Genomic DNA, 22,531 nt, shown 5'->3' with positions numbered 1-22,531 from the left:
TCTTGCGGCTCATTTCATAAAAGACAGATGCAGCGGTCTGGCCACTGTTGGCGGTTCTGATTACCAGAGTTACGTGCTGACTGCGACAGAACTGACTGCGGTTCAGGGATTGCGTCGGCAAAAAATGCGCAAGTTCTTATTCTATGGGAGATCCGATTGGCTTAAGGGGCAAGTAAGGAAGGTTCTCGACGACAGAAATGTAGAAATTTCAAACAAAAAATCTCTTTGTGCGTTTGGACGAGGCGTGGCAGGAACCGAAGATGCTATCGGGCGATTTCTGGTAAAGGAGTGACCTAGATGGAATTTCTAACCGACTACTCCCACGCAGTTACTTCGATAGTGATCTTCACGCTCGTGCTTCTGTTCATGTCGCCATTCACGGCTTTGGCGAAACAAAGCAAAGGGTTGGCGCCGGGGGCCACACCCGAACAAGACTATGCTGACAAGGCCTATCGCCTGAATCGCGCCTACCTGAATGGGACCGAGACGCTGCCCGCCTACCTGACGGTCATTGTCGCGGCCATTCTCATGGGGGTCAGCCCATTTTGGGTCAATTTGCTGGCTTCGGTCGCGTTGCTGGCGCGCCTGATAATGCTGGTGGTGCATATTCGCGGTATCGGCAAACCGTCTGCTGGTTTGCGCTCGGTTCTGTATGTCATCGCCTGGGCCTGTATGGTCGTGATGGGGATTATGGCAATAGTGGCGGCGTTTTGATGAAGACTTGGGGAAAGAATCAGATGCTAGGACGTAAAAGTGTTGCCGGTCGCGTCTCCATGTTGGCCGGCGTCCTTACGTTGTCACTTGTTTCGGCGTGCGGCGGCATCACGTCGTCCAGTGATCGTGTCCTTTTTGACGGTAAGTATTTTCGGGCCAAAGCAAAGCCCGTCGATAAAAAGAAGATGCCGACCGAATTCACCGTGGTTGTGAATGGGGTTTCTGCCTCGTTGGACGGCGCGCGCGAAGCGGGACGGTACGAGGGGACGAAATTCTGCATCAAGAACTTCGGTTCTTCCAGCATCGCGTGGAAGGTCGGCCCGGATACTGAACCCCAGAACTTGCGTGTCAGCGACGACAAGTTGACCTTTGCAGGAGCTTGCCAGCGACCATGACGCGCGTGTTCGCATATCACTCGATGACACGGGGGATGTTATTGCATAGCACCCCGACTGCCGGTCGTCTTGGGTTTCCCAAGACGAAAGGATTTGTCATGTCCAGTGTGAAAATGCTGACGCTGCTGTCTGTGCTGGCTTTGCCCACCATCGTTGAAGCGAAACCGCCCTTGCGCGAAGTCAAAGAGATCGACAACGAACTCTATTACATCGCCATTGCAAATGAGATTTCAGAGTATTGCCCCTCGATCAGCGGGCGGCGCCTGAAAGCGATCGGTGTGCTGTGGGGATTGAAGTCGCAAGCGAACAATCTGGGATACTCGGACAATGAAATCCGGGCGTATGTGGATTCGGATGCTGAAAAGGACCGGATGCGCGCCAAGGGCGAGGCGTATCTGGCCCGACACGGCGTCACCTACGAAAACCCCAATTCCTTCTGCACGCTGGGGCGGGCAGAGATTGAAAGAAACAGCGCCATTGGCGTGTATTTGAGGGCGAACTAGACGATGTCTGACCTCCGTAAGATCAATATCGACGGGCAGGAAATCGAAGTCGATGGTGCGATGACCCTGATCCAGGCTTGTGAGCAAGCCGGGGTCGAGGTGCCGCGCTTCTGTTATCACGAACGTTTGTCGATCGCAGGGAACTGCCGGATGTGCCTGGTTGAGGTTGTGGGCGGCCCGCCCAAACCTGCGGCGTCCTGCGCGATGCAGGTGCGCGATTTGCGCCCCGGCCCCGAAGGGCAAGCGCCGGAGGTCAAAACGAACTCACCCATGGTCAAAAAGGCCCGCGAAGGGGTGATGGAGTTTCTGCTCATCAACCACCCGCTGGATTGCCCGATCTGTGATCAGGGCGGCGAGTGCGACTTGCAGGATCAGGCGATGGCCTATGGTCTGTCGGGCAGCCGCTTCAAGGAAGCCAAGCGCGCGGTGGACGATCTGGATCTGGGACCGCTGGTTGGCACTGCGATGACCCGCTGCATCAGCTGCACCCGTTGTGTGCGGTTCACGACCGAGGTTGCCGGGATCACTCAGATGGGTCAGACGGGGCGCGGAGAAGATGCCGAGATCACCTCGTATCTGAACCAGACGCTGGATTCGAACCTGCAGGGCAACATCATCGACCTGTGTCCGGTGGGGGCGCTGACCTCGAAACCTTACGCCTTTACGGCTCGTCCGTGGGAATTGACCAAGACCGAGAGCATCGACGTGATGGATGCCTTGGGCTCGAACGTCCGGGTGGATACCAAGGGGCGTGAGGTCATGCGCTTCCTGCCGCGCAACCATGACGGTGTGAACGAAGAGTGGATCAGCGACAAAACCCGCTTTGTGTGGGACGGTCTGCGGCGTCAGCGTTTGGACCGCCCATATATTCGCGAAAACGGCAAGCTGCGCCCGGCCTCGTGGCCCGAGGCGCTGACCAAAGCGTCCGAGGCGCTGAAAGGTGCCGAGAAACCGGCGGGTATCGTGGGTGATCTAGCGCCAGTCGAAGCGGCCTTTGCGCTCAAACAGATGATCGAAAGCCTGGGCGGTGTTGTCGAGTGTCGCACCGACGGTGTCCGACTGCCTGCGGGTAACCGTGGGGCTTATGCCGGGACTGCTGCGATCGAGGATATCGACAGAGCCGAGCGTATTCTGTTGATCGGCACCAACCCGCGTGAGGAAGCTCCGGTTTTAAACGCACGTATCCGCAAAGCATGGGCGCACGGGGCCGAGGTTGCTCTGGTCGGTCCGGCTGTCGATCTGACCTATAAGTATCACCACATGGGTGATGACCGCGCAGCACTGCAAAAAGTCGTCGATATGGGCGGCGATGATGTGATCAAAGGCAAGGCCTCTCTGGTTGTTGTGGGGCAGGGTGCGCTGCAAGAGGCTGACGGTGCCGCTGTTTTGGCCACTGCGCAAGCCATTGCTGCAAATACAGAAAGCGGTCTGATCGTTCTGCATACAGCAGCCTCGCGCGTGGGTGCGATGGACGTGGATGCGACAAACGAAGGTGGTATGGACGCGATCAGCGCGGCGGACGTAATCTATAACCTTGGCGCGGACGAGGTCGAGATCGGTGAGGGCGCGTTCGTCATCTATCAGGGCAGCCATGGCGACCGGGGCGCACACCGCGCCGATGTGATCCTGCCAGGCGCCGCCTATACTGAGGAAAACGGCCTGTTCGTGAACACCGAAGGCCGTCCTCAGCTGGCCATGCGCGCAGGCTTTGCACCGGGTGAGGCCAAGGAAAACTGGGCGATCCTGCGGGCCTTGTCGGCCGAATTGGGCGCGACGCTGCCTTACGACTCGCTGGCGCAATTGCGCAGTGCGCTGATCGAAGCAGTGCCGCATCTTACGCGCATCGACGAGGTGATCGAAAACGAAGTGCAATTGATGGAGGCTGGCCCCCTAGGTACAGCCACTTTCCGCAATGCGATCAAGGACTTTTACCTGACCAATCCCATCGCCCGCGCCTCGCAACTGATGGCTGAGCTGTCGGCGCAGGCACAGGCACGCAAGGCCGGGAAGATCGCGGCGGAATGAAACAGACCTGTTTCATATCGCTTTTAGGCGCCTGCAATAAGGTGGCTGTGAAAATGCGCGTGAGACGCAACAATAAGGGTGGCGTAAGTGCGGCGGATGCTGTTTACACCAACGCGCCGACCCAGCCGCAGTTTGCGCAGGCAAATGGCCTTCGCAATTTACGCGGAAAACGGAATACCCACGGTGTGAGGACCAATGGCTGATTTCTTTAACACCCCAGGCGGAATAGCCATCATCATTCTGGCGCAAGTGCTTGCCGTTGTTGCCTTTGTGATGATCTCGCTGTTGTTCCTCGTTTATGGCGACCGCAAGATCTGGGCGGCGGTACAGATGCGCCGCGGTCCCAATGTGGTGGGCGTCTATGGCCTGCTGCAATCGGTGGCAGATGCGCTGAAATATGTGGTGAAAGAGGTGGTCATCCCCGCCGGGGCCGACCGCACGGTTTTCATTCTGGCACCGCTGACAAGCTTTGTTTTGGCGATGATCGCCTGGGCGGTAATCCCGTTCAACGATGGCTGGGTCCTGTCAGATATCAACGTCGCCATCCTGTATGTCTTCGCCGTATCCTCGTTGGAGGTTTATGGCGTGATTATGGGCGGTTGGGCGTCGAACTCAAAGTACCCGTTCCTAGGATCGTTGCGCTCGGCTGCGCAGATGATTTCTTACGAGGTTTCCATCGGCCTGATCATCATTGGTGTGATCATTTCTACAGGGTCGATGAATTTCGGCGACATCGTACGCGCGCAGGATGGCGGGCTGGGCCTATTCAGCTGGTACTGGCTGCCGCATTTCCCGATGGTCTTCCTGTTCTTCATCTCGGCGCTGGCGGAAACCAACCGCCCACCGTTTGACCTGCCCGAGGCGGAATCCGAACTGGTTGCCGGTTATCAAGTCGAATACTCGGCCACACCCTTCCTGCTGTTCATGGCAGGCGAATACATTGCGATCTTCCTGATGTGCGCGCTAACATCGCTGCTGTTCTTCGGTGGCTGGCTGTCGCCGATCCCGGGCCTGCCCGACGGAGTGCTGTGGATGGTCGCCAAAATGGCGTTCTTCTTCTTCCTCTTCGCAATGGTCAAGGCGATCACGCCGCGTTACCGCTATGACCAATTGATGCGATTGGGTTGGAAAGTGTTTTTGCCATTCTCGCTGGCCTGGGTGGTGTTTGTGGCCTTTGCGGCGAAATTCGACTGGTTCTGGGGGGCATTCGCCCGTTGGAGCGTAGGAGGTTAATCATGACGCAGATCGACTATACCCGCGCTGCCAAGTACTTTTTGCTGCAGGATTTCTGGGTCGGCATGAAACTGGGGTTGAAGTATTTCTTCGCCCCCAAGGCCACCGTGAACTACCCGCACGAAAAGGGCCCTCTGTCCCCGCGGTTCCGGGGCGAGCACGCCTTGCGTCGTTATCCGAATGGCGAGGAACGTTGCATCGCCTGCAAACTCTGCGAGGCGGTTTGCCCGGCGCAGGCCATCACCATCGACGCCGAACCGCGCGAGGACGGCAGCCGTCGAACCACGCGCTATGACATCGACATGACCAAGTGCATCTATTGCGGCTTCTGTCAGGAGGCCTGCCCGGTCGATGCAATCGTCGAAGGCCCGAATTTCGAGTTCGCCACCGAAACCCGCGAAGAGCTGTTCTACGACAAGCAAAAACTGCTGGATAACGGCGAACGCTGGGAAGCCGAGATTGCCCGCAACCTGGAAATGGATGCGCCGTACAGATGAGTGACAAGCCCACAAACCCATTCGAGCAAATGCTCAAACAGGCACAGGACATGGCCAAGGCGATGAACCCGGGGCTCGAGAATTTCTCGCCCAAGGGGTTCGAAGCGCTGTGGCCGACCATGCCCAAAGAGGTCATGGAGATGATGTTCGGCAACACCGTCAACAAGGACGGATTGGACGCCAAGACCCGCCTGCTGCTGACGCTGGCCGGGCTGACCTGTCAGGGCGCGCAGGCGGATTCAGCGGTGCGTCAGACCGTGCGTCACGCGTTGGAAGCGGGCGCAAAGAAACAAGAGATCGTGGAAACGATCGGCCAGATGTCGGTCTTTGCCGGCATCCCGGCCATGACCCGCGCGCTGGATCTGGCGCAAGAGGTCATGGGCGATAACGAGGATGAGGATCAATGACCGTCTTTGCCTTCTACCTGTTTGCCATCAGCGCCATCACCGGCGGGCTGTTCACGGTGATCAGCCGCCAGCCGGTGCATTCGGTGCTGTGGCTGATCCTTTCCTTCCTCTCCTCGGCCGGGTTGTTCGTGCTGCTGGGGGCCGAGTTCGTGGCAATGCTGCTGATCATCGTCTATGTCGGCGCGGTCGCGGTGCTGTTCCTGTTCGTGGTGATGATGCTGGACGTGGACTTTGCCGAGCTGAAGGCCGAGATGGCGCGTTACATGCCATTGGCCTTGTTGATCGGTCTGGTCATTCTGATGCAGTTCGTCATGGCCTTTGGCGCATGGGACAGCGCGCAGGGTGCGGCGGCCAATCTGGCGCAGCCGGTTCCGGTGGACCGCCACAACACCGAGGCGCTGGGCGTCATTCTTTATGATCAATACTTCCTTCTGTTCCAGCTGGCGGGCCTGATCCTGCTGGTGGCCATGATCGGCGCCATTGTTCTGACGCTGCGCCACCGTCAGGACATCAAGCGTCAGGACATCATCGGCCAGATGATGCGCGACCCGGCCAAGGCGATGGAGTTGAAGGACGTGAAACCGGGGCAGGGACTTTGAGACGATGATCGGACTTGAACACTATCTTACGGTCGCGGCGACACTGTTCGTCATCGGCATCTTCGGTCTCTTCCTGAACCGCAAGAACGTCATCATCCTGCTGATGAGCATCGAGTTGATGCTGCTGGCGGTAAATATCAACCTCGTGGCGTTTTCCAGTTTCCTCGGCGATCTGGTCGGGCAGGTGTTTACGCTGTTCGTGCTGACCGTTGCAGCGGCCGAGGCGGCGATTGGTCTGGCCATTCTGGTCTGCTTCTTCCGCAACCGCGGCACCATCGCGGTTGAAGACGTCAATATGATGAAGGGGTAAGAGAACATGGAAACTACCATCCTCTTTGCCCCGCTGGTGGGCGCGCTGCTTTGCGGGTTCGGCTGGCGATTCATTGGCGAAAAGGCCGCCATGTGGACCGCCACCGGCCTGCTGTTTCTGGCCTGTTTGCTGTCGTGGATCGTGTTCTTCACCTTTGACGGGGTGACCCAGCAGGTCGAGATCATGCGCTGGATCGAGAGCGGCTCGCTCTCGACAAGCTGGGCCGTGCGTTTGGACCGGCTGACCGCGATCATGCTGATCGTGGTGACGACCGTATCGGCGCTCGTACACCTGTATTCCTTCGGCTATATGGCCCATGATCCGCAATGGCGCGAAGGCGAGAGTTATAAGCCGCGCTTCTTTGCCTATTTGTCCTTCTTCACATTTGCCATGCTGATGCTAGTGACGGCGGATAATCTGGTTCAGATGTTCTTTGGCTGGGAAGGTGTGGGTGTCGCGTCTTACCTGCTGATCGGCTTCTACTACCGCAAGCCATCGGCCAACGCGGCGGCGATGAAAGCGTTCATTGTCAACCGGGTGGGCGACTTTGGCTTTGCGCTGGGGATTTTTGCTCTGTTCTTCCTGACGGACAGCATCAATTTTTCCGACATTTTCGCGTCGGCCCCTGAACTAGCGGAAACGCAACTGCACTTCCTGTGGGGTGAGTGGAACGCCATCGAGGTGATTTGTGTGCTGCTGTTCATCGGTGCGATGGGTAAATCGGCGCAGCTGATCCTGCACACCTGGTTGCCGGATGCGATGGAAGGCCCGACACCGGTGTCGGCACTGATCCACGCAGCGACGATGGTGACAGCAGGTGTCTTCCTGGTGTGCCGCATGTCGCCGCTTATGGAGTTCGCACCGGGTGCGACCGGGTTCATCACCGTACTGGGCGCTTCGACCGCGTTTTTCGCCGCAACTGTGGGTCTGGTGCAGACCGACATCAAGCGCGTCATCGCCTATTCGACATGTTCGCAGCTGGGCTACATGTTCGTGGCCGCCGGTGTGGGCATGTATTCGGCTGCGATGTTCCACCTGTTCACGCACGCGTTCTTCAAGGCGCTGCTGTTCCTTGGGGCCGGTTCGGTGATCAACGCTATGCATCACGAGCAGGAAATGACCGAATACGGCGGTCTGCGTAAGAAAATCCCTTATACCTTCTGGGCGATGATGATCGGGACACTGGCTATTACCGGCGTTGGTATTCCGCTGACCACCATCGGGTTCGCCGGGTTCCTGTCCAAGGATGCCATCATCGAGAGTGCCTATGCTGGTGGGTCGGCCTATGGCTTCTGGCTGCTTGTGATCGCGGCTGCGTTCACTTCGTTCTACAGCTGGCGCCTGATCTTCCTGACTTTCTATGGCGAGCCGCGGGGTGATCAGCATACGCATGAGCATGCGCATGAAAGCCCGATGACCATGTTGATTCCTTTAGGCGTGCTGTCCTTGGGTGCGGTCTTTGCCGGGATGATCTGGTATGGCAACTTCTTTGGTCATGCGGACAAGGTCGGCAAGTTCTATGGCATTCCGGTGGCCGAGGCGTCGGAGCATGCCGAGGCGGTCGATCATGGCACTGCGGATTCACATGCGGATGATGCACACGCTGATGAGGGGCACGCAGAAGATACTCATGCCGATGATGGGCACGGCGAGAAGGATGCGCATGGCGGTGATCACCACTATGTCTTCGCGGGTGAGCCGGGCGAGGGCGCGATCTATATCGCGCCGGACAACCATATTCTGGACGATGCGCATGCCGCCCCGAAATGGGTCAAGGTCTCACCCTTTGTCGCGATGGCGCTGGGTTTTGTCATGGCCTATTGGTTCTATATCGTGAACCCGTCCCTGCCGGGGCGTCTGGCACAGAACCAGCGTCCGCTTTACCTGTTCCTGCTGAACAAGTGGTACTTTGACGAGATCTACGATGCGATCTTTGTCAAACCCACCGTTGCGCTTGGTCGGTTCCTGTGGAAACGCGGTGATGGCAATACTATCGACGGCTTCCTGAACGGGGTTTCGATGGGCGTTATTCCCTTCTTTACCCGCCTCGCAGGCAAGGCACAGACGGGCTACATCTTTACTTATGCCTTCTGGATGGTTCTGGGTATCGCTGCCCTGGTCACCTGGATGTCGATCGGCGGAGGCGCACACTAATGGATAATATCCTCTCGATCGTCACCTTTATTCCGGCAGTGGCGGCAGGCATCCTGGCCCTGTTCCTGCATGGTGAGGACGCGGCTGCGCAGCGCAACGCGAAATGGGTTGCACTGGTGGCGACCACGGTGACCTTCCTTGTCTCGATCGGTATCTACACAGGGTTTGATCCGTCCAATACCGGCTTTCAGATGGTGGAAGAGGCCGAGTGGCTGCTGGGTCTGAAATACAAGATGGGTGTAGACGGTATCAGCGTTCTGTTCGTACTGCTGACCACTTTCATCATGCCGCTGACCATTCTGGCCAGCTGGCAGGTCACCGACCGCGTCAAAGAATACATGATCGCCTTCCTGCTGTTGGAAACGCTGATGCTGGGCGTGTTCATGGCGCTGGATCTGGTCCTGTTCTATCTGTTCTTCGAGGCCGGCCTGATCCCAATGTTCCTGATCATCGGCATCTGGGGTGGGGCTAACCGGATTTACGCGAGCTTCAAGTTCTTCCTCTATACTTTCCTGGGCTCGGTGCTGATGCTGGTGGCGATGGTTGCGATGTATTCCGATGCAGGCACAACTGATATCGAAGCCTTGATGAGCCACCATTTCTCGTCCGAAGGGTTCAGCGTGCTGGGCGTTTATATCGTCGGCGGTATGCAGACGTTGATGTTCCTGGCCTTCTTTGCATCGTTTGCGGTGAAAATGCCGATGTGGCCGGTTCATACCTGGCTACCTGACGCACACGTTCAGGCGCCGACTGCAGGCTCGGTTGTGCTGGCGGCGATCCTGCTGAAGATGGGCGGCTATGGCTTCCTGCGGTTCAGTCTGCCGATGTTCCCAGTCGGGTCAGCGGTGATGACCGATCTGGTCCTGTGGATGTCGGCCATCGCAGTAGTCTACACCTCGCTGGTGGCGCTGGTGCAGGAGGATATGAAAAAGCTGATCGCTTATTCCTCGGTTGCTCATATGGGCTTTGTGACTATGGGTATCTTTGCTGCGAACCAGCAGGGCATTGACGGCGCGATCTTCCAGATGCTCAGCCACGGGTTTATCTCGGCCGCGCTCTTCCTGTGTGTCGGTGTCATCTATGACCGGATGCACACGCGTGACATCGACGCTTATGGCGGTCTGGTGATCCGCATGCCCGCATACGCGCTGGTCTTCATGCTGTTCACAATGGCCAATGTCGGCCTGCCGGGTACATCCGGGTTCATCGGTGAATTCCTGACGCTGATGGGCGCGTTCCAGGTCAATACCTGGGTGACGGCTGTGGCTGCATCTGGCGTGATCTTCTCGGCTGCCTATGCGTTGTGGCTGTATCGCCGGGTCGTGTTTGGCGATCTGATCAAGGAAAGCCTCAAGGCAATGACGGACATGAGCTCGCGCGAGCGGTTGATCTTTGCGCCGCTGATCGTGATGACCATCCTGCTGGGCGTTTACCCGTCGCTGGTAACCGATGTGATCGGCAATTCGACCGCCGCGCTGATTTCGAACTATGACTCGGCTCTGGCCGCGGCTGAGGCCGCGACCCAGACGGCCGCCTCGCATTAAGGGAGCTTTGGAGACATGATCCAGGCTGATCTGACAATAATCCTGCCGGAAATCGTTCTGGCCGTGTATGCGATGGCCGCCCTGATTGGGGCAGTTTACACGACGAAAGACGCGCTGGCGCCAATTCTGGTGTGGACGACGGCGGGGCTGATGGCGCTGCTGTCCTTCTGGATTGCAACCAATGGCGATGGCACCAACGTGGCGTTCAACGGGATGTTCGTCGATGACGGGTTCTCGCGGTTTGCCAAGGTCGCGATCCTGCTGTCGGCTGCGGCTGTTCTGGTGATGAGCCAGGAATATATGACCCGCCGCGATCTGTTGCGGTTCGAATACCCGTTGCTGGTGGCACTGGCTGCTGTCGGTATGATGATGATGGTCAGCGCAGGCGATCTGATGTCCTTGTATATGGGGCTGGAGCTGCAATCCCTGTCGCTGTACGTCGTGGCTGCGTTGCGTCGTGACAGCGCCAAATCAACTGAGGCCGGTCTGAAGTACTTCGTACTGGGTGCGCTCAGTTCGGGGCTGCTGCTGTATGGTGCATCGCTTGTTTATGGCTTTACTGGCACGACGCTGTTTTCGGGCATCATCCAAACGGTCCACCATGACGACATCTCGGTTGGTCTGCTGTTCGGCCTGATCTTCCTGATCTCGGGCCTTGCCTTCAAGGTTTCGGCTGTGCCCTTCCATATGTGGACGCCGGACGTGTACGAAGGATCGCCCACGCCGATCACCGCCTTCTTTGCTACCGCACCAAAAGTGGCGGCGATGGCGCTGTTTGCCCGCTTGATGCATGACGCCTTTGGTGACGTAGTGAAAGACTGGCAGCAGGTGATCGTACTGCTTTCGGTTCTGTCGATGCTGCTGGGTGCGGTTGCCGCGATTGGTCAGCGCAATATCAAGCGGCTGATGGCGTTTTCATCGATTGCCCATATGGGTTATGCGCTGATCGGTCTGGCAGCGGGTACGGAAATGGGCATCAAAGCGATGCTGATGTATCTGGCAATTTACGTGACCATGAATATCGGCACCTTTGCCTTCATCCTGATGATGGAGCGCGATGGCAAACCCGTCACTGATATCGATGCGCTTCGCCAGTTTTCCAAACGCGATCCGGGTAAGGCCCTGGCTGTTCTGATCCTAATGTTCAGCCTTGCTGGCGTTCCGCCAATGTTGGGCTTTTTCGCCAAGTTCGGCGTCTGGCAGGCTGGTATCAGCGCGGGTCTGACCGGGTTGGTGATCGTGTCGGCCATCGCTTCTGTGATCGGTGCGTTCTATTACCTGCGGATCGTGTTCTACATGTATTTCGGGGCCGAGAACGAGGATCCGATCGAAACCCACTCGACCCCGGTTCTGTGGGTCGCGCTGATGGGGTCGGCGGCGCTGATGCTGGTGGGCGTTTTCTATCAGTTCGGCATCGAAGGCGCGGCTGCAGCTGCGGCGGCGACGCTTGTCAACTGACGTGTTTAACATCCAATTTCAGGGGGCTCGGTCAAAAGGCCGGGCCTTTTTGACGTGACTGATTGGCCGCAAGGATACGGACTGCACATCGTGCAGGAAGTCGACAGTACATTGAATGAGGCTGCCCGGCTTGCCCCTACGGCGCCGGGCCCTGTGTGGATCATGGCGCATCACCAGACGGCGGCGCGGGGACGACGGGGTAGGGCGTGGGCCAACCCCAAGGGCAACCTGGCGGCGACCTTGTTAATGCGACCGCAGGGTAATCCGGAACAAGCGGCCTTGCGCAGCTTTGTGGCGGCCTTGGCGCTGTTCGACGCCTGTGTCGCGGTCACCGGTCGCGCCGACGGGCTGTCATTGAAGTGGCCCAACGACGTGCTGCTGAACGGGGGCAAGCTGGCGGGCATCTTGCTGGAAAGCACCGGAAAGGGCGGGGGCGTGTCGTATCTGTCGATTGGCATCGGTGTAAATCTTTCCCAGGCGCCCCCAGCCTATGCGGTGGAACAAAGCGCGGTGCGGCCAGTCTCTCTGTTGTCGGAAACCGGTGCCGCAGTGCTGCCCGAGGATTTTCTGACCGAATTGGCCGCGGCTTATGCACAATATGAAACTCAGTTCGTGACCTACGGGTTCGAGCCGATCCGCACTGCCTGGCTGTCTCGTGCCGCTCGCTTGGGTGAAGTGATCACAGCGCGAACCTCGACATCTGAAACGGTTGGAACCTTTGAAACCGTGGACTCGGGCGGCAACCTTGTCCTAAAGACCGCAAAAGGCCGTGTCAGCATTCCTGCGGCGGACGTGTACTTCTAAAGGGGGCTCAGATGCTTCTGGCTATCGACTGCGGCAACACCAATACCGTTTTCTCGATCTGGGACGGCGAAAAGTTCCTGTGTACCCTGCGCACCTCGACCCATCATTCGCGTACGGCGGATGCCTATTTCACTTGGTATTCGACGCTGGTGAAACATTACGGGATCGAAGCGGAGATCACTGACGTGGTGATCGCCTCGACCGTGCCGCGTGTGGTCTTTAACCTGCGTATTTTTGCTGATCGCTTCTTTGGGTGTCGGCCGCTGGTTGTGGGCAAGCCTGAATGCCTGTTGCCCGTGGCACCGCGCATTGACGAAGGAACAATCCCCGGCCCGGACCGGTTGGCCAATGCCGTGGGCGCGTTTGACCGCCATGGCGGCGATGTTGTTGTGGTCGATTTCGGGACGGCCACGAATTTCGATGTAGTGGCCCACGACGGTGCCTATGTTGGCGGCATCATTGCACCGGGTGTGAACCTCAGCCTTGAGGCACTCCACCAAGGCGCGGCTGCATTGCCGCATATCGACATTACCCGCCCGGAAAAGGTGATTGGTACGAATACGGTTGGATGTATCCAGTCCGGCGTGTATTGGGGCTATTCCGGCTTGATCGAGGGGCTGATTGCCCGGATCAAGGCAGAATACGGCATGCCGATGAAAGTGGTCGGCACCGGTGGGCTTGCGCCTTTGTTCGATCAGGCGGATGTCGGGTTTGATGCGATCGAAGAAGATCTGACGATGCACGGGCTGACCGTGATCCATCGCTATAACAAGGATAATGGCTCGACATGAGCAGTGAACGACTGATCTATTTGCCGCTGGGTGGTGCCGGCGAAATTGGCATGAATGCGTATGTCTATGGCTATGGAAAGCCCGGGAAAGAGCGTCTGATCCTGGTGGATCTTGGCGTGACCTTTCCGGATATGGACACGACGCCGGGCGTTGATCTGATCCATGCCGATATCTCGTGGCTGCGCGAAAGGGCGGACCGGCTTGAGGCCGTATTCGTCACCCACGCGCACGAAGACCACGTCGGCGCCGTGGCCCATTGCTATGAGGCACTGGGCGCACCTGTCTATGCACGCGCATTCACCGCCAACATTGCCCGTCGCAAGATGGAGGAACATGGCCACCCCGAGGACGCGGTCCGCACGGTATCGGCCTGGCCCGAGCAGGTCTCGGTCGGTCCCTTCACGATTGGCTTCCTGCCTGTGTCGCATTCGATCCCCGAAAGTGCTGCGCTGGTGATCGACACGCCCAAGGGGCGGATTGTGCATACTGGTGACTTCAAGCTGGATGAAAACCCCGTGGTGGGTGAGCCCTTTGATCCCGATCTGTGGGCCGAGGTCGCGAAATCCGGTGTTAAGGCGCTGGTCTGTGACAGCACCAATGTTTTTTCTGGACATGCAGGTCGTTCGGAATCCGAGGTCGGCCCCGAGATCACCAAACTGGTTGAAAGCGCCGAAGGTATGGTGGTTGCGACCACCTTTGCATCGAACGTTGCACGGGTGAAAACACTGGCCGAAGCGGGCCAGCGCGCCGGGCGTTCGGTTGTGTTGCTGGGTCGTGCCATGCGACGGATGATCGAAGCCGCGACTGAAACTGGAATCCTCACGGATTTTCCCAAGGTTGTCAGTGCCGAAGAGGCCGTGGACATGCCGCGCCAGAACCTGATGCTGATCGTGACCGGCAGCCAGGGCGAACGCCGCGCCGCCAGTGCCCAACTGGCGCGGGGCAAATACCGCGGGCTGGAGCTGAAAGAGGGTGATCTGTTCCTGTTCTCATCCAAAACCATCCCCGGAAATGAGCGCGGCGTGATTTTCATCATGAACCAGCTCAGCGAAAAGGGTGTGGATGTGGTGGATGACAGTTCAGGTCTGTACCACGTGTCCGGCCATGCCAACCGACCGGATCTTGAAAGAGTTCACGCCCTGATCGACCCGCAGATGGTGATCCCGATGCACGGCGAGCATCGGCATTTGCGTGAACACACTAAACTGGCCGAGGCCGGTGGGCGTACGGGCATTCTGGCCGTCAACGGAACGATGGTTGACCTGACAGGCAATGCGCCGCAGGTGGTGGATTATATTGAAACCGGCCGCACCTATCTGGACGGCACCGTCAAGGTCGGGGCTCTGGACGGGATCGTGCGTGACCGTATTCGCATGGCTTTGAACGGGCACGTGACCGTGACGGTCATTTTGGACGAAGAGGACGAGCCGCTGGGTGAGCCGTGGTGCGACACGATGGGCTTGCCTGAAATCGGGACGTCGCGGGCGGCGCTGATTGAAGTGTTGGAAGAGGACCTGAACCAATTCCTGATGCGGGCCGATGCCAAGACGTTGCGCGACGATGACAAGCTGGAGGAAGCTTTGCGCCGCATCGTGCGCCAGACCGCCAAGTCAGAAATCGGTAAAAAGCCCGAGGTGACGACGGTTATCAGCCGGATGAGGTGACGCCTAGTCCGCGTCGGGCATGGGATAACCCTTGAGCTGCAAGAACAGGCTTTGTTCTTCGGTATGCAGATATAGCGGCACGGTGGCGGGTGGTTCGGGATTTGTAGCCCGGGCCGCTATTTCCGCAAGAACGACCTCGGTAATGAAGGGCAGGTCCAGTTCGCGCGCGCGGTCCAGCGGGACCCATTGCAAATGGGACAGCTCATCCGACGCGCGGCTGAAATCATCCAGATCCCCCTGAACGGCGTTGGCATCGACCAGAAAGAACCGTGCGTCGAAACGGCGTGGGCGCCCCGGAGGGGTCACAGCACGGAACACAAATTGCAGCGCGCTGGCCGATGGGCGGTAACCCAAGTCGGCAAAGCCCTGCCAATCCTCCGGAACTGTGCCGCTCCACCCGCCGGGATCCCCCAGGATCAGCCCGGTTTCTTCCCACAATTCACGAATTGCGGCTGCGGCCAGTGCGTTTTGCAATCCCGGTTCGGACTTTTCGTCCAGCCTATCGCTGCACAACGCGGGCAGGGGCGTGGCCAAAGGTACCGAGCTGTCCTCGGCATCGACGGCACCGCCGGGAAACACGAACTTATTGGGCATGAATACGGCCTTTGCACCGCGTTGCCCCATCAGGATGGACGGCTCGATCATACGATCTCGAAGAACGATGACCGTTGCCGCGTCCCGTATCGCTGATTTGTCGACTGTCATGTTCTGTGCGAGCCGATGAGCGAGGTCATTGCGCTTTTTCGAATCCGTGCATGCGACGTGCCCATTGGTACGCGACAACCGCACCCTTCAGCCGAGGCAGCAGGAACAAGGACAGGGCCGTACAACCGATGGCAAAGATCAGGAACATGGTCATCGGTTCCGGGCGAAACTCTACATAAGACACGTGAAGGGCCGGTGCCATCAGGTGTCCGACCAGCAGAATGGTCAGGTACGCCGGACCGTCATCTGCCCGATGGTGAAACAGCTCTTGCCCACAAGAGTCGCAGCTGTCCTTGACCTTCAGATAGCCTTTCAGAACCTTGCCCTCGCCGCATTTGGGGCAGCGGCAGCGGAAGCCTTTGACCAAAGCAGGCCAAGTGGGGCGGTCATTCTCAGTCGTGGTGTCGATCGTTTGATCTGTCATTGTAAAACTCGCGCGTTCGTTTGAGCCGGATAATGCGCTTGTTTTGCCCTGAAAAAAAGAGGGGTGCGTCGCTTTGTGGCGTGGGGTTTTGGTAAAGGCCTGCAAAGTTTTTTGGATTTTTGCGACGGAAAGCATCCAGCCCTGCGTTTGAACTTATGTGAGCAGCGGCGATGGGGCCGCCAAACAAAGGGAAAACGACATGAAAAGCGCCAAATTCATTCCGGCCATCCTTATCTCGGCTATTACAATCACAGGCACGTCCGTATTGGCGGCCGGACCAAAGGATCGTGAACCTGCAAGCTTTCAAGAACTGGATGCCAATGGTGACGGTCAACTGACGCAGGAAGAATTGGAGGCCCACCGCACGCAGCGATTCTCGAACGCTGACGCTGACGGCGACGGCAAACTGAGCGTCGAAGAAATGCAGGCCGCTGGCCAAAAACGCGCCAATGACCGCGTGACCAAGATGTTCGAAAAACACGACGCCAATCAGGACGGCTTTCTGAGTGAAGACGAGTTGCCCAAACCGCGCCGCGCTGGCAAGATGTTTGACCGTATCGACGCGGATAACAGCGGAACGATCTCGGAACAGGAATACGCCGATGCGAAAGAGCGGATGGGTCGCAAGCACAAGAAACACGGCAAGGCGGACTCTGACGACAGCTGATGAAGGATGGAGGATCTGACCTCTCCATTTCAAGATGTCCGCGGCGCAGAATGTGCCGCGGATACGACAGATGATGCGTTGCTGCGGCAGTTCGCGGGCGGCGACGCGGCGGCTGCCCGTCAGTTGACTGACCGGTTGGGGCCGCGTTGTTTTTCAGTCGCGATGCGAATGCTGGGCAACCGCGCCGAGGCCGAAGACGTAACGCAGGACGCCATGATGCGGCTGTGGCAGATGGCCCCCAAATGGGTGCCGGGGCAGGCCAAGGTGTCCACCTGGCTCTATCGCGTTACGCTGAACCTGTGTGTGGATGTGCAGCGCAAGAAAAGGCCGGACCGTCTGGACGATGTGCCCGAGCCCGAGGATGAAGACCTGAGCGCTACCGAGCGGCTACAAGAAGCGGCGCGTAAGGATGCGCTGCAATCAGCGTTGTCGCAATTGCCAGACCGCCAACGGCAAGCGGTGATTTTGCGGCATATCGAAGAACTGCCCAACCCTGAAATCGCCGGGATCATGGGCATTTCGACTGAAGCGGTAGAAAGCCTGACCGCGCGTGGAAAGCGTGCCTTGGCGGCAATACTGGCAGGACGGCAAGATGAACTGGGGTACGAAGATGGCTGAAGATGACATGAAATTGGACCAGTTGTTTGCTCAGGCACGGCAAGCCCGGCCGGAACTGCCCGATGATCTGGCGGTTCGCATTCTGACGGACGCCGAAACGGTGCGTCTTGACCGGATGAAACCTGCAGATCCACCGCGTTCTGTCTGGGCGCGGCTGCTGGACGGGATCGGAGGCTGGCAGAGCATGGGTGGTTTGGTCGCGGCCAGTGCCGCAGGGGTTTGGATCGGATTTGCCGCGCCCGACTTTTTACCTGACCCGGCAACGATTATTTTTCCGCAGGACACCAGCTTTGTGGTCGCTGACCTTGGCCTGGACACAACTTTTCTGGAGGACGCCGAATGAGCGATAATGCCAAACCCAAAAGACGGTGGGTGACGGTTCTTTTGACCGTATCGCTGGCGCTGAACCTTTTGGTTGTCGGGGTCGCTTTGGGCACTGTTTACAGGGTCAAAGGCGGGCATCACGGCAAGGGTCCGCCCGGATTTGCCCCAACGTTGTACCGGGCGCTGCCCAAAGAAGAACGGAAAGCGTTGCGCGGTGAGTTGTCTGAGCGGCATACCAAGGGGGCGAAGATGCGGTCGCAGGACTTTGCCGCGCTTGAGGCAGCCTTGCGCGCGGAACCGTTCGATCCCGAGGCGGTACAGGCGCTGCTGCAGCAACAGGCGCAAGCCATGGCCGAATTGCAAAGCGCATTACAGGATAAATGGCTGGGCCGCATCACCGCGATGACTGACGCGGAACGTCAGGCTTACGCGGACCGGCTGCAGGAAGTGGTCGAGCGCAAGGCGCATGGGCGCAAGCACAAGGATTGATCGGTTCAGGCTGCGCTCTGCCGGACCCGAACCTGGTTGCGCCCAGCCGACTTGGCAGCATAAAGCGCGGTGTCGGCCGATTTGATCAGCCCCTCCAACCGGGGTAGTTGATGAGATTGCGACCACCCGTTTGGTTGGGCTGCGATTAGTCCGATGCTGATCGTGACCGGTATTGGAGCAGGAGCGTCTGGCAGCTCAAAAGGTTTGTCACGGATGCAATCACACAAGCTTCTTGCTAGTTTCAGTGCTTTGGCCTGCGTTGTTTCGGCGAGGCCAACCATGAACTCTTCGCCACCGATTCGTGCGATGAACCCGGCCGAGCCAATCGTTTGTTTCATCCGGGCCGCTGCCTCGGCCAGCACCAGATCCCCGCCGGTGTGGCCGAAGGTGTCGTTGATACACTTGAAGTGATCCAGGTCAGCCAGCATCACCGCAAAACCTTGCTCGGTCCGCGCAGCCTTGTGCATGATCTGATTCATCGCGCGCATCGCATATCGGCGATTGTGCAGGCCGGTTAACGGATCGACCCAGGAATCCTCCAACCCGCGCCTGAGCGACGCGCGCATCTGGTCCAGCCGGGCCTTTCGCGCAATCTGGTTTTCCAGGCGCAACAGCGTTTCTTCGGGGCAGAAACTACCCATGCAAATCGCGTCGGCACCCCGATCAAGCGCTTCGGATGCCAATTCGGTATTCTCTTCCTCAAGAACACCAATCAGAACCGTATGCCGCGTAGTGCTTCGCGATTTCAGATCGGCCAGCAGTTTGAGGTCCGACGGGTTTGCACTGACCTCGAACACGATGGCATCAGGGACAGGTCCCGACAGAATACCCCGAAGGTTGGATGTTGTATGAGCGGATAGGTTGTGCGGTGTTTGCTTGAATAGAGCCTTTTTCCACAAAGCGCTGGTGCATGACGATTGTGTCAGAATAGCGACTCGACCGGTTTTCGCAGGCATGATCAGCGCAGAGCTGGGTTCGGCAAATCCGATGGGGTGCGAACTGGTTCCAACCTGCAATTCTTGGGTATCGGCGCGCGCGCGCAACAGGCTGCGAACCCGCGCAAGCAGGAACGTATCCTTGAACGGGTGGGCCAGAACATCGTCCAAGCCGTCAGCCAGCGCCTTCAACCGCGCGGCCTTGTCGTTTTGCTGTGCGATCGCAACCACCGGCACATCGGTCAAATCCGGGTCTGCCATGACAAGCTTCTTTACGTCAGCGGCAGTGCCGTCCGGCAAGGTTTGCGAGGTCAGTACCAGGTCGGGCCTGGCACGCCGTAAAAGCCCGGGCAGACCCTGAAGCCGTTCACCCTGAACAACGTGATACCAAGCCGCAGTTAGCTGAACCTTCAGCATGATGCGATTGGTTGAGGCCTCGTCGAGGACAAGGATGGTTCCCTGCACGGACATATCGGTCACCATTGATTGCATGCGTTGCTAAAGTGTTTATGAGTCTGGTTAACAAACCCTTTCCAAGACCTGATCCGGGGCTATTTTATGTCAATGAACGCCCAATCTGCCGAAACGCTGGCGCTCAATGTTCTGGGTTGGCTGGTGGGCAATGAAGAATTGCTGCCAATTTTCCTTGGCTCAACCGGTGCATCGACACAGGACCTGCGCGAAAGAGCAGGCGAGCCCGAGTTTCTGGGGTCGGTGCTGGAGTTTCTTATGCTTGACGACTCGTGGGTAATCGCCTTCTGTGACGCGAATTCCGTGCCCTATGACCTGCCTGGACAGGCCCGCGCGGTTTTGTCCGGTGGCGCTGACGTCCACTGGACCTGACCCACAACTTTGCAGGAGCATGCAATGCCTATCGACGCGATCCTGTTCGACAAGGACGGCACCTTGTTTGACTTTGCCAACACCTGGGGGGCTTTCGGGCGCAATGTCGTGTCGCGCCTGGCCGACGGAGACCCTGCACGCGCTTCAGAATTGGGGCGTGTTATCGGCTTTGACGTGGAAAAGACCACCTATTCCGAGGACAGCATCGTCATCGCCGGTACGGTTGATGAAATCGCCGAAGCCTTGGTTCCGCATCTTCCCGACATGACGCAGGAAGATCTGGTCGATGTCCTGAACACCGAATCGGCGTCGGCTCCGCAGGCGCAGGCCGTGCCATTGGCCCCCTTTCTGGAAGGTTTGAAACAGGCTGGGCTAAAGCTGGGCGTGGCCACAAATGACGGTGAGATGCCAGCGAAACAGCATCTCTCATCGGTCGGGATTCGCGATCATTTTGACTTTGTCGCGGGCTATGACAGCGGCCACGGGTACAAACCAGGGCCCGGGCAGTTGCTTGCCTTTGCGACCCATGTAGGCGTGGCACCTGAACAGGTGGCCATGGTGGGCGACAGTCTGCACGACCTGCAAGCTGGTCGCGCTGCCGGGATGACGACAATTGCCGTTCTCACGGGCATGGCCCCGGCCGAAGCACTGGCGCCCATGGCGGATGTCGTGTTGCCGGATATCGGGCACATTCCCGACTGGCTGGCGAAAAACTGATCACGTTCCAGCCAATTTCGTCGCATCGGGATAAAAAACCGACAAAGTCTGTCGCAGACAGAGCGGCCAGCCCCCGACCTTCGAGGCTTGCTTGTGATAGAGCAAGCTCCGGAGGATCAGATGGCAGACACAAAAACTCGTAGGCGTCGTGGTGGTGGACGTGCCGGGGCCGCTGAACGCAGAGGTACTGCGGTAATCGACCAGATGCCGTGGAGCCCGCCAATCAACATCGACCGCCCGACTGAACCGTTGGATCAGGACGGGATCGAGGCGATCCATGAAGGGGCCATGCGCATCCTCGAAGAGATCGGGATCGAGTTCTACAACGAAGAAGCCAAAGGCATTCTGCGCGAGGCAGGGTGTACGGTCGAGGGCGACAATGTTCGCATGGGCCGGGACTTTGTCATGGAGATGGTGGGCAAAGCCCCTTCAAGCTTTACGATTACTCCGCGAAATACGGACCGCACGATTGAGATCGGCGGAAAGAACATGGTGTTCGGCAACGTATCATCTCCGCCGAATTACTGGGATATGGAGATCGGTACCAAGGTTCCCGGCAATCGAGATATGTGCCGCAACCTGTTGAAACTGACGCAATATTTTAATTGCATTCACTTTGCGGGCGGGTATCCGGTTGAACCCGTCGATATACATGCCAGTGTCCGGCACCTAGATGTGCTTTATGACAAGCTGACCCTGACCGACAAGGCGATGCATGCCTATTGCCTCGGGAAGGAACGGGTCGAAGATGTGATGGAGATGGTCCGCATCGCTGGCGGGCTGAGCCACGAGGAATTCGAGGCAACGCCTCGGATGTATTCGAACATCAACTCGACGTCACCGCTGAAACACGACCACCCGATGATTGACGGTTGCTTGCGTTTGGCGCGGCGGGGGCAGGCGATTGTTGTGACGCCGTTCACGTTGGCTGGTGCAATGGCTCCGGTAACGATGGCGGGGGCTGTAGCGCAATCGCTGGCCGAAGCCTTGTGCGCAATCGCTCTGTTCCAATACGTGCGCCCGGGGATTCCCTGCGTAATCGGGACGTTCACATCCAATGTGGATATGAAGTCAGGCGCACCTGCCTTTGGTACACCGGAGTACATGCGTTCCACCCAGATGACTGGGCAAATGGCACGGTTCTACAACCTGCCGATGCGGTCGTCGGGGGTGTGTGCCGCAAACGTGCCCGATGGCCAATCAGTTTGGGAGACCTCGAACTCTCTGTGGGCGTCCGTTCAGTCGGGTACCAATATGGTATACCACGCAGCAGGTTGGCTTGAGGGAGGGTTGATCGCCAGCCCCGAGAAATTCATCATGGACTGTGAAATATTACAGCAAATTCAGCGCTATATGCAGCCTGAAATTACCGCGACCGGTCCAGATGAAATCGCGTTGGATGCGATCCGGTCGGTGGGCAATGACGGCCATTTCTTTGGTATTCAGCACACTCAGGACCGCTACACCACCGCATTCTATCAACCCTTTCTGAGTGATTGGAAGAACTTCGAGGGGTGGAATGTTGCGGGTGGCATTTGGACGGCGGAGCGGGCCCATCACATGTTCAAAGAGATCATCACCAGCTTTGAACCACCGGCGCTGGATGATGCGATCCGGGATGAGCTTGCCGACTTTGTCGCCCGTCGCAAGGCCGAAGGTGGGGCGCCGACGGATTTCTAGTTCTCTGTCAAAGACTTCTACTGTGATATTT

At 58.1% G+C, this 22,531-nt stretch carries 25 protein-coding genes; 22 read left to right on the top strand and 3 right to left on the bottom strand.

The genetic code is table 11. From position 1 onward, the window contains the following. The first annotated feature begins 297 nt into the window (after positions 1–297). The 15 genes from ACR0AJ_RS03450 (at position 298) to ACR0AJ_RS03380 (ending at position 15,098) form a co-directional block, all read left to right on the top strand. The gene (locus tag ACR0AJ_RS03450) at positions 298–714 is read left to right on the top strand and encodes an MAPEG family protein (RefSeq protein ID WP_480740086.1); all 417 of its coding nucleotides are present in this window, start codon (positions 298–300) and stop codon (positions 712–714) included. Continuing rightward, on the top strand, positions 714–1,109 hold the full coding sequence (locus tag ACR0AJ_RS03445; protein ID WP_425080960.1) for a hypothetical protein: 396 nt from the start codon (positions 714–716) through the stop codon (positions 1,107–1,109). Before ACR0AJ_RS03450 ends, ACR0AJ_RS03445 begins: the two co-directional genes overlap by 1 nt. A gap of 98 nt (positions 1,110–1,207) precedes the next feature. Further along, positions 1,208–1,612: a DUF5333 domain-containing protein gene (locus ACR0AJ_RS03440; protein WP_480740084.1), complete on the top strand. Its 405-nt coding sequence runs from the start codon at positions 1,208–1,210 to the stop codon at positions 1,610–1,612. Between the two features lie 3 nt (positions 1,613–1,615). After that, positions 1,616–3,637 carry an NADH-quinone oxidoreductase subunit NuoG gene (nuoG, locus tag ACR0AJ_RS03435; RefSeq protein ID WP_480740082.1) on the top strand — a complete coding sequence of 674 codons (2,022 nt, stop codon included), beginning with the start codon at positions 1,616–1,618 and terminating at the stop codon, positions 3,635–3,637. A 195-nt stretch (positions 3,638–3,832) separates the two neighbouring features. Next, positions 3,833–4,870: an NADH-quinone oxidoreductase subunit NuoH gene (gene nuoH, locus ACR0AJ_RS03430; RefSeq protein ID WP_170348155.1), complete on the top strand. Its 1,038-nt coding sequence runs from the start codon at positions 3,833–3,835 to the stop codon at positions 4,868–4,870. A gap of 2 nt (positions 4,871–4,872) precedes the next feature. After that, entirely contained in the window at positions 4,873–5,367 is a 495-nt protein-coding gene (nuoI, locus tag ACR0AJ_RS03425; RefSeq protein ID WP_170395751.1) for an NADH-quinone oxidoreductase subunit NuoI, read from the top strand. Further along, positions 5,364–5,774 (top strand): carboxymuconolactone decarboxylase family protein, encoded by a 411-nt coding sequence (locus ACR0AJ_RS03420; protein ID WP_170348159.1) that lies wholly within the window; start codon positions 5,364–5,366, stop codon positions 5,772–5,774. The genes nuoI and ACR0AJ_RS03420 overlap by 4 nt, the downstream gene beginning before the upstream one ends. Beyond that, complete coding sequence (locus ACR0AJ_RS03415; protein WP_170348161.1) at positions 5,771–6,373, top strand: NADH-quinone oxidoreductase subunit J; 603 nt, start codon at positions 5,771–5,773, stop codon at positions 6,371–6,373. Before ACR0AJ_RS03420 ends, ACR0AJ_RS03415 begins: the two co-directional genes overlap by 4 nt. Before the next feature lie 4 nt (positions 6,374–6,377). Continuing rightward, the gene (gene nuoK / locus ACR0AJ_RS03410) at positions 6,378–6,683 is read left to right on the top strand and encodes an NADH-quinone oxidoreductase subunit NuoK (RefSeq protein WP_005984024.1); all 306 of its coding nucleotides are present in this window, start codon (positions 6,378–6,380) and stop codon (positions 6,681–6,683) included. A gap of 6 nt (positions 6,684–6,689) precedes the next feature. Next, on the top strand, positions 6,690–8,837 hold the full coding sequence (nuoL, locus tag ACR0AJ_RS03405; RefSeq protein WP_480646174.1) for an NADH-quinone oxidoreductase subunit L: 2,148 nt from the start codon (positions 6,690–6,692) through the stop codon (positions 8,835–8,837). Beyond that, positions 8,837–10,381, top strand: a complete 1,545-nt coding sequence (locus ACR0AJ_RS03400; RefSeq protein ID WP_170348165.1) for an NADH-quinone oxidoreductase subunit M — start codon at positions 8,837–8,839, stop codon at positions 10,379–10,381. The genes nuoL and ACR0AJ_RS03400 overlap by 1 nt, the downstream gene beginning before the upstream one ends. Positions 10,382–10,396: 15 nt before the next feature. After that, the gene (gene nuoN, locus ACR0AJ_RS03395) at positions 10,397–11,839 is read left to right on the top strand and encodes an NADH-quinone oxidoreductase subunit NuoN (RefSeq protein WP_480740080.1); all 1,443 of its coding nucleotides are present in this window, start codon (positions 10,397–10,399) and stop codon (positions 11,837–11,839) included. A 54-nt stretch (positions 11,840–11,893) separates the two neighbouring features. Continuing rightward, positions 11,894–12,643 carry a biotin--[acetyl-CoA-carboxylase] ligase gene (locus ACR0AJ_RS03390; RefSeq protein ID WP_170348169.1) on the top strand — a complete coding sequence of 250 codons (750 nt, stop codon included), beginning with the start codon at positions 11,894–11,896 and terminating at the stop codon, positions 12,641–12,643. 11 nt (positions 12,644–12,654) lie between these two features. After that, positions 12,655–13,434, top strand: coding sequence for a type III pantothenate kinase (locus ACR0AJ_RS03385; RefSeq protein WP_170360150.1), 780 nt, complete (start codon positions 12,655–12,657; stop codon positions 13,432–13,434). Then, the gene (locus ACR0AJ_RS03380; RefSeq protein WP_170348172.1) at positions 13,431–15,098 is read left to right on the top strand and encodes a ribonuclease J; all 1,668 of its coding nucleotides are present in this window, start codon (positions 13,431–13,433) and stop codon (positions 15,096–15,098) included. Before ACR0AJ_RS03385 ends, ACR0AJ_RS03380 begins: the two co-directional genes overlap by 4 nt. A 3-nt stretch (positions 15,099–15,101) precedes the next feature. Here the strand turns inward: ACR0AJ_RS03380 and ACR0AJ_RS03375 are convergent, their stop codons facing one another. Both ACR0AJ_RS03375 and ACR0AJ_RS03370 read right to left on the bottom strand, forming a co-directional pair. Beyond that, positions 15,102–15,803, bottom strand: coding sequence for an NUDIX hydrolase (locus ACR0AJ_RS03375; RefSeq protein WP_170348174.1), 702 nt, complete (start codon positions 15,801–15,803; stop codon positions 15,102–15,104). A 25-nt stretch (positions 15,804–15,828) separates the two neighbouring features. Beyond that, positions 15,829–16,227, bottom strand: coding sequence for a DUF983 domain-containing protein (locus tag ACR0AJ_RS03370; RefSeq protein ID WP_170360144.1), 399 nt, complete (start codon positions 16,225–16,227; stop codon positions 15,829–15,831). Between the two features lie 199 nt (positions 16,228–16,426). Between ACR0AJ_RS03370 and ACR0AJ_RS03365 the strand changes: the two genes are divergently transcribed. From ACR0AJ_RS03365 to ACR0AJ_RS03350, 4 genes are read left to right on the top strand one after another with little or no spacing between them, the layout of a single operon-like run. Continuing rightward, the gene (locus tag ACR0AJ_RS03365) at positions 16,427–16,894 is read left to right on the top strand and encodes an EF-hand domain-containing protein (protein WP_480740077.1); all 468 of its coding nucleotides are present in this window, start codon (positions 16,427–16,429) and stop codon (positions 16,892–16,894) included. 6 nt (positions 16,895–16,900) lie between these two features. Then, positions 16,901–17,512, top strand: a complete 612-nt coding sequence (locus ACR0AJ_RS03360) for an RNA polymerase sigma factor (RefSeq protein ID WP_170348177.1) — start codon at positions 16,901–16,903, stop codon at positions 17,510–17,512. Beyond that, the gene (locus ACR0AJ_RS03355; protein WP_254428647.1) at positions 17,487–17,855 is read left to right on the top strand and encodes a hypothetical protein; all 369 of its coding nucleotides are present in this window, start codon (positions 17,487–17,489) and stop codon (positions 17,853–17,855) included. The genes ACR0AJ_RS03360 and ACR0AJ_RS03355 overlap by 26 nt, the downstream gene beginning before the upstream one ends. After that, positions 17,852–18,325, top strand: a complete 474-nt coding sequence (locus ACR0AJ_RS03350) for a periplasmic heavy metal sensor (RefSeq protein WP_170348178.1) — start codon at positions 17,852–17,854, stop codon at positions 18,323–18,325. The genes ACR0AJ_RS03355 and ACR0AJ_RS03350 overlap by 4 nt, the downstream gene beginning before the upstream one ends. Positions 18,326–18,330: 5 nt before the next feature. Here the strand turns inward: ACR0AJ_RS03350 and ACR0AJ_RS03345 are convergent, their stop codons facing one another. Next, positions 18,331–19,731: a diguanylate cyclase gene (locus ACR0AJ_RS03345; protein WP_480646178.1), complete on the bottom strand. Its 1,401-nt coding sequence runs from the start codon at positions 19,729–19,731 to the stop codon at positions 18,331–18,333. A gap of 87 nt (positions 19,732–19,818) precedes the next feature. Between ACR0AJ_RS03345 and ACR0AJ_RS03340 the strand changes: the two genes are divergently transcribed. The 3 genes from ACR0AJ_RS03340 to ACR0AJ_RS03330 all read left to right on the top strand — a co-directional run bounded on the left by ACR0AJ_RS03340 (position 19,819) and on the right by ACR0AJ_RS03330 (position 22,500). Next, positions 19,819–20,103: a DUF3572 domain-containing protein gene (locus ACR0AJ_RS03340; protein WP_480646180.1), complete on the top strand. Its 285-nt coding sequence runs from the start codon at positions 19,819–19,821 to the stop codon at positions 20,101–20,103. 24 nt (positions 20,104–20,127) lie between these two features. After that, the gene (locus ACR0AJ_RS03335; protein ID WP_480740075.1) at positions 20,128–20,820 is read left to right on the top strand and encodes an HAD family hydrolase; all 693 of its coding nucleotides are present in this window, start codon (positions 20,128–20,130) and stop codon (positions 20,818–20,820) included. A 120-nt stretch (positions 20,821–20,940) separates the two neighbouring features. After that, on the top strand, positions 20,941–22,500 hold the full coding sequence (locus tag ACR0AJ_RS03330; RefSeq protein ID WP_170348182.1) for a trimethylamine methyltransferase family protein: 1,560 nt from the start codon (positions 20,941–20,943) through the stop codon (positions 22,498–22,500). The last annotated feature ends 31 nt before the right edge of the window (positions 22,501–22,531 follow it).

The organism is Ruegeria sp. CJ9 (genome assembly GCF_056536625.1).
The sequence above is the reverse complement of the archived record's forward strand: the minus strand, read 5'-3'. Positions and strand labels throughout refer to the sequence as shown.

Bases quoted from the DNA above. Each gene is read 5' to 3' on its own strand.
- ACR0AJ_RS03375 (WP_170348174.1), bottom strand. From the start codon at position 15,803: ATGACAGTCGACAAATCAGCGATACGGGACGCGGCAACGGTCATCGTT.
- nuoH (WP_170348155.1), top strand. From the start codon at position 3,833: ATGGCTGATTTCTTTAACACCCCAGGCGGAATAGCCATCATCATTCTG.
- ACR0AJ_RS03380 (WP_170348172.1), top strand. From the start codon at position 13,431: ATGAGCAGTGAACGACTGATCTATTTGCCGCTGGGTGGTGCCGGCGAA.
- ACR0AJ_RS03445 (WP_425080960.1), top strand. From the start codon at position 714: ATGAAGACTTGGGGAAAGAATCAGATGCTAGGACGTAAAAGTGTTGCC.
- ACR0AJ_RS03400 (WP_170348165.1), top strand. From the start codon at position 8,837: ATGGATAATATCCTCTCGATCGTCACCTTTATTCCGGCAGTGGCGGCA.
- nuoK (WP_005984024.1), top strand. From the start codon at position 6,378: ATGATCGGACTTGAACACTATCTTACGGTCGCGGCGACACTGTTCGTC.
- ACR0AJ_RS03385 (WP_170360150.1), top strand. From the start codon at position 12,655: ATGCTTCTGGCTATCGACTGCGGCAACACCAATACCGTTTTCTCGATC.
- ACR0AJ_RS03350 (WP_170348178.1), top strand. From the start codon at position 17,852: ATGAGCGATAATGCCAAACCCAAAAGACGGTGGGTGACGGTTCTTTTG.
- ACR0AJ_RS03335 (WP_480740075.1), top strand. From the start codon at position 20,128: ATGCCTATCGACGCGATCCTGTTCGACAAGGACGGCACCTTGTTTGAC.
- ACR0AJ_RS03340 (WP_480646180.1), top strand. From the start codon at position 19,819: ATGTCAATGAACGCCCAATCTGCCGAAACGCTGGCGCTCAATGTTCTG.
- ACR0AJ_RS03420 (WP_170348159.1), top strand. From the start codon at position 5,364: ATGAGTGACAAGCCCACAAACCCATTCGAGCAAATGCTCAAACAGGCA.
- ACR0AJ_RS03450 (WP_480740086.1), top strand. From the start codon at position 298: ATGGAATTTCTAACCGACTACTCCCACGCAGTTACTTCGATAGTGATC.
- ACR0AJ_RS03415 (WP_170348161.1), top strand. From the start codon at position 5,771: ATGACCGTCTTTGCCTTCTACCTGTTTGCCATCAGCGCCATCACCGGC.
- nuoL (WP_480646174.1), top strand. From the start codon at position 6,690: ATGGAAACTACCATCCTCTTTGCCCCGCTGGTGGGCGCGCTGCTTTGC.
- nuoN (WP_480740080.1), top strand. From the start codon at position 10,397: ATGATCCAGGCTGATCTGACAATAATCCTGCCGGAAATCGTTCTGGCC.
- ACR0AJ_RS03330 (WP_170348182.1), top strand. From the start codon at position 20,941: ATGGCAGACACAAAAACTCGTAGGCGTCGTGGTGGTGGACGTGCCGGG.
- ACR0AJ_RS03345 (WP_480646178.1), bottom strand. From the start codon at position 19,731: ATGTCCGTGCAGGGAACCATCCTTGTCCTCGACGAGGCCTCAACCAAT.
- nuoG (WP_480740082.1), top strand. From the start codon at position 1,616: ATGTCTGACCTCCGTAAGATCAATATCGACGGGCAGGAAATCGAAGTC.
- nuoI (WP_170395751.1), top strand. From the start codon at position 4,873: ATGACGCAGATCGACTATACCCGCGCTGCCAAGTACTTTTTGCTGCAG.
- ACR0AJ_RS03365 (WP_480740077.1), top strand. From the start codon at position 16,427: ATGAAAAGCGCCAAATTCATTCCGGCCATCCTTATCTCGGCTATTACA.
- ACR0AJ_RS03360 (WP_170348177.1), top strand. From the start codon at position 16,901: ATGGAGGATCTGACCTCTCCATTTCAAGATGTCCGCGGCGCAGAATGT.
- ACR0AJ_RS03370 (WP_170360144.1), bottom strand. From the start codon at position 16,227: ATGACAGATCAAACGATCGACACCACGACTGAGAATGACCGCCCCACT.
- ACR0AJ_RS03355 (WP_254428647.1), top strand. From the start codon at position 17,487: ATGAACTGGGGTACGAAGATGGCTGAAGATGACATGAAATTGGACCAG.
- ACR0AJ_RS03440 (WP_480740084.1), top strand. From the start codon at position 1,208: ATGTCCAGTGTGAAAATGCTGACGCTGCTGTCTGTGCTGGCTTTGCCC.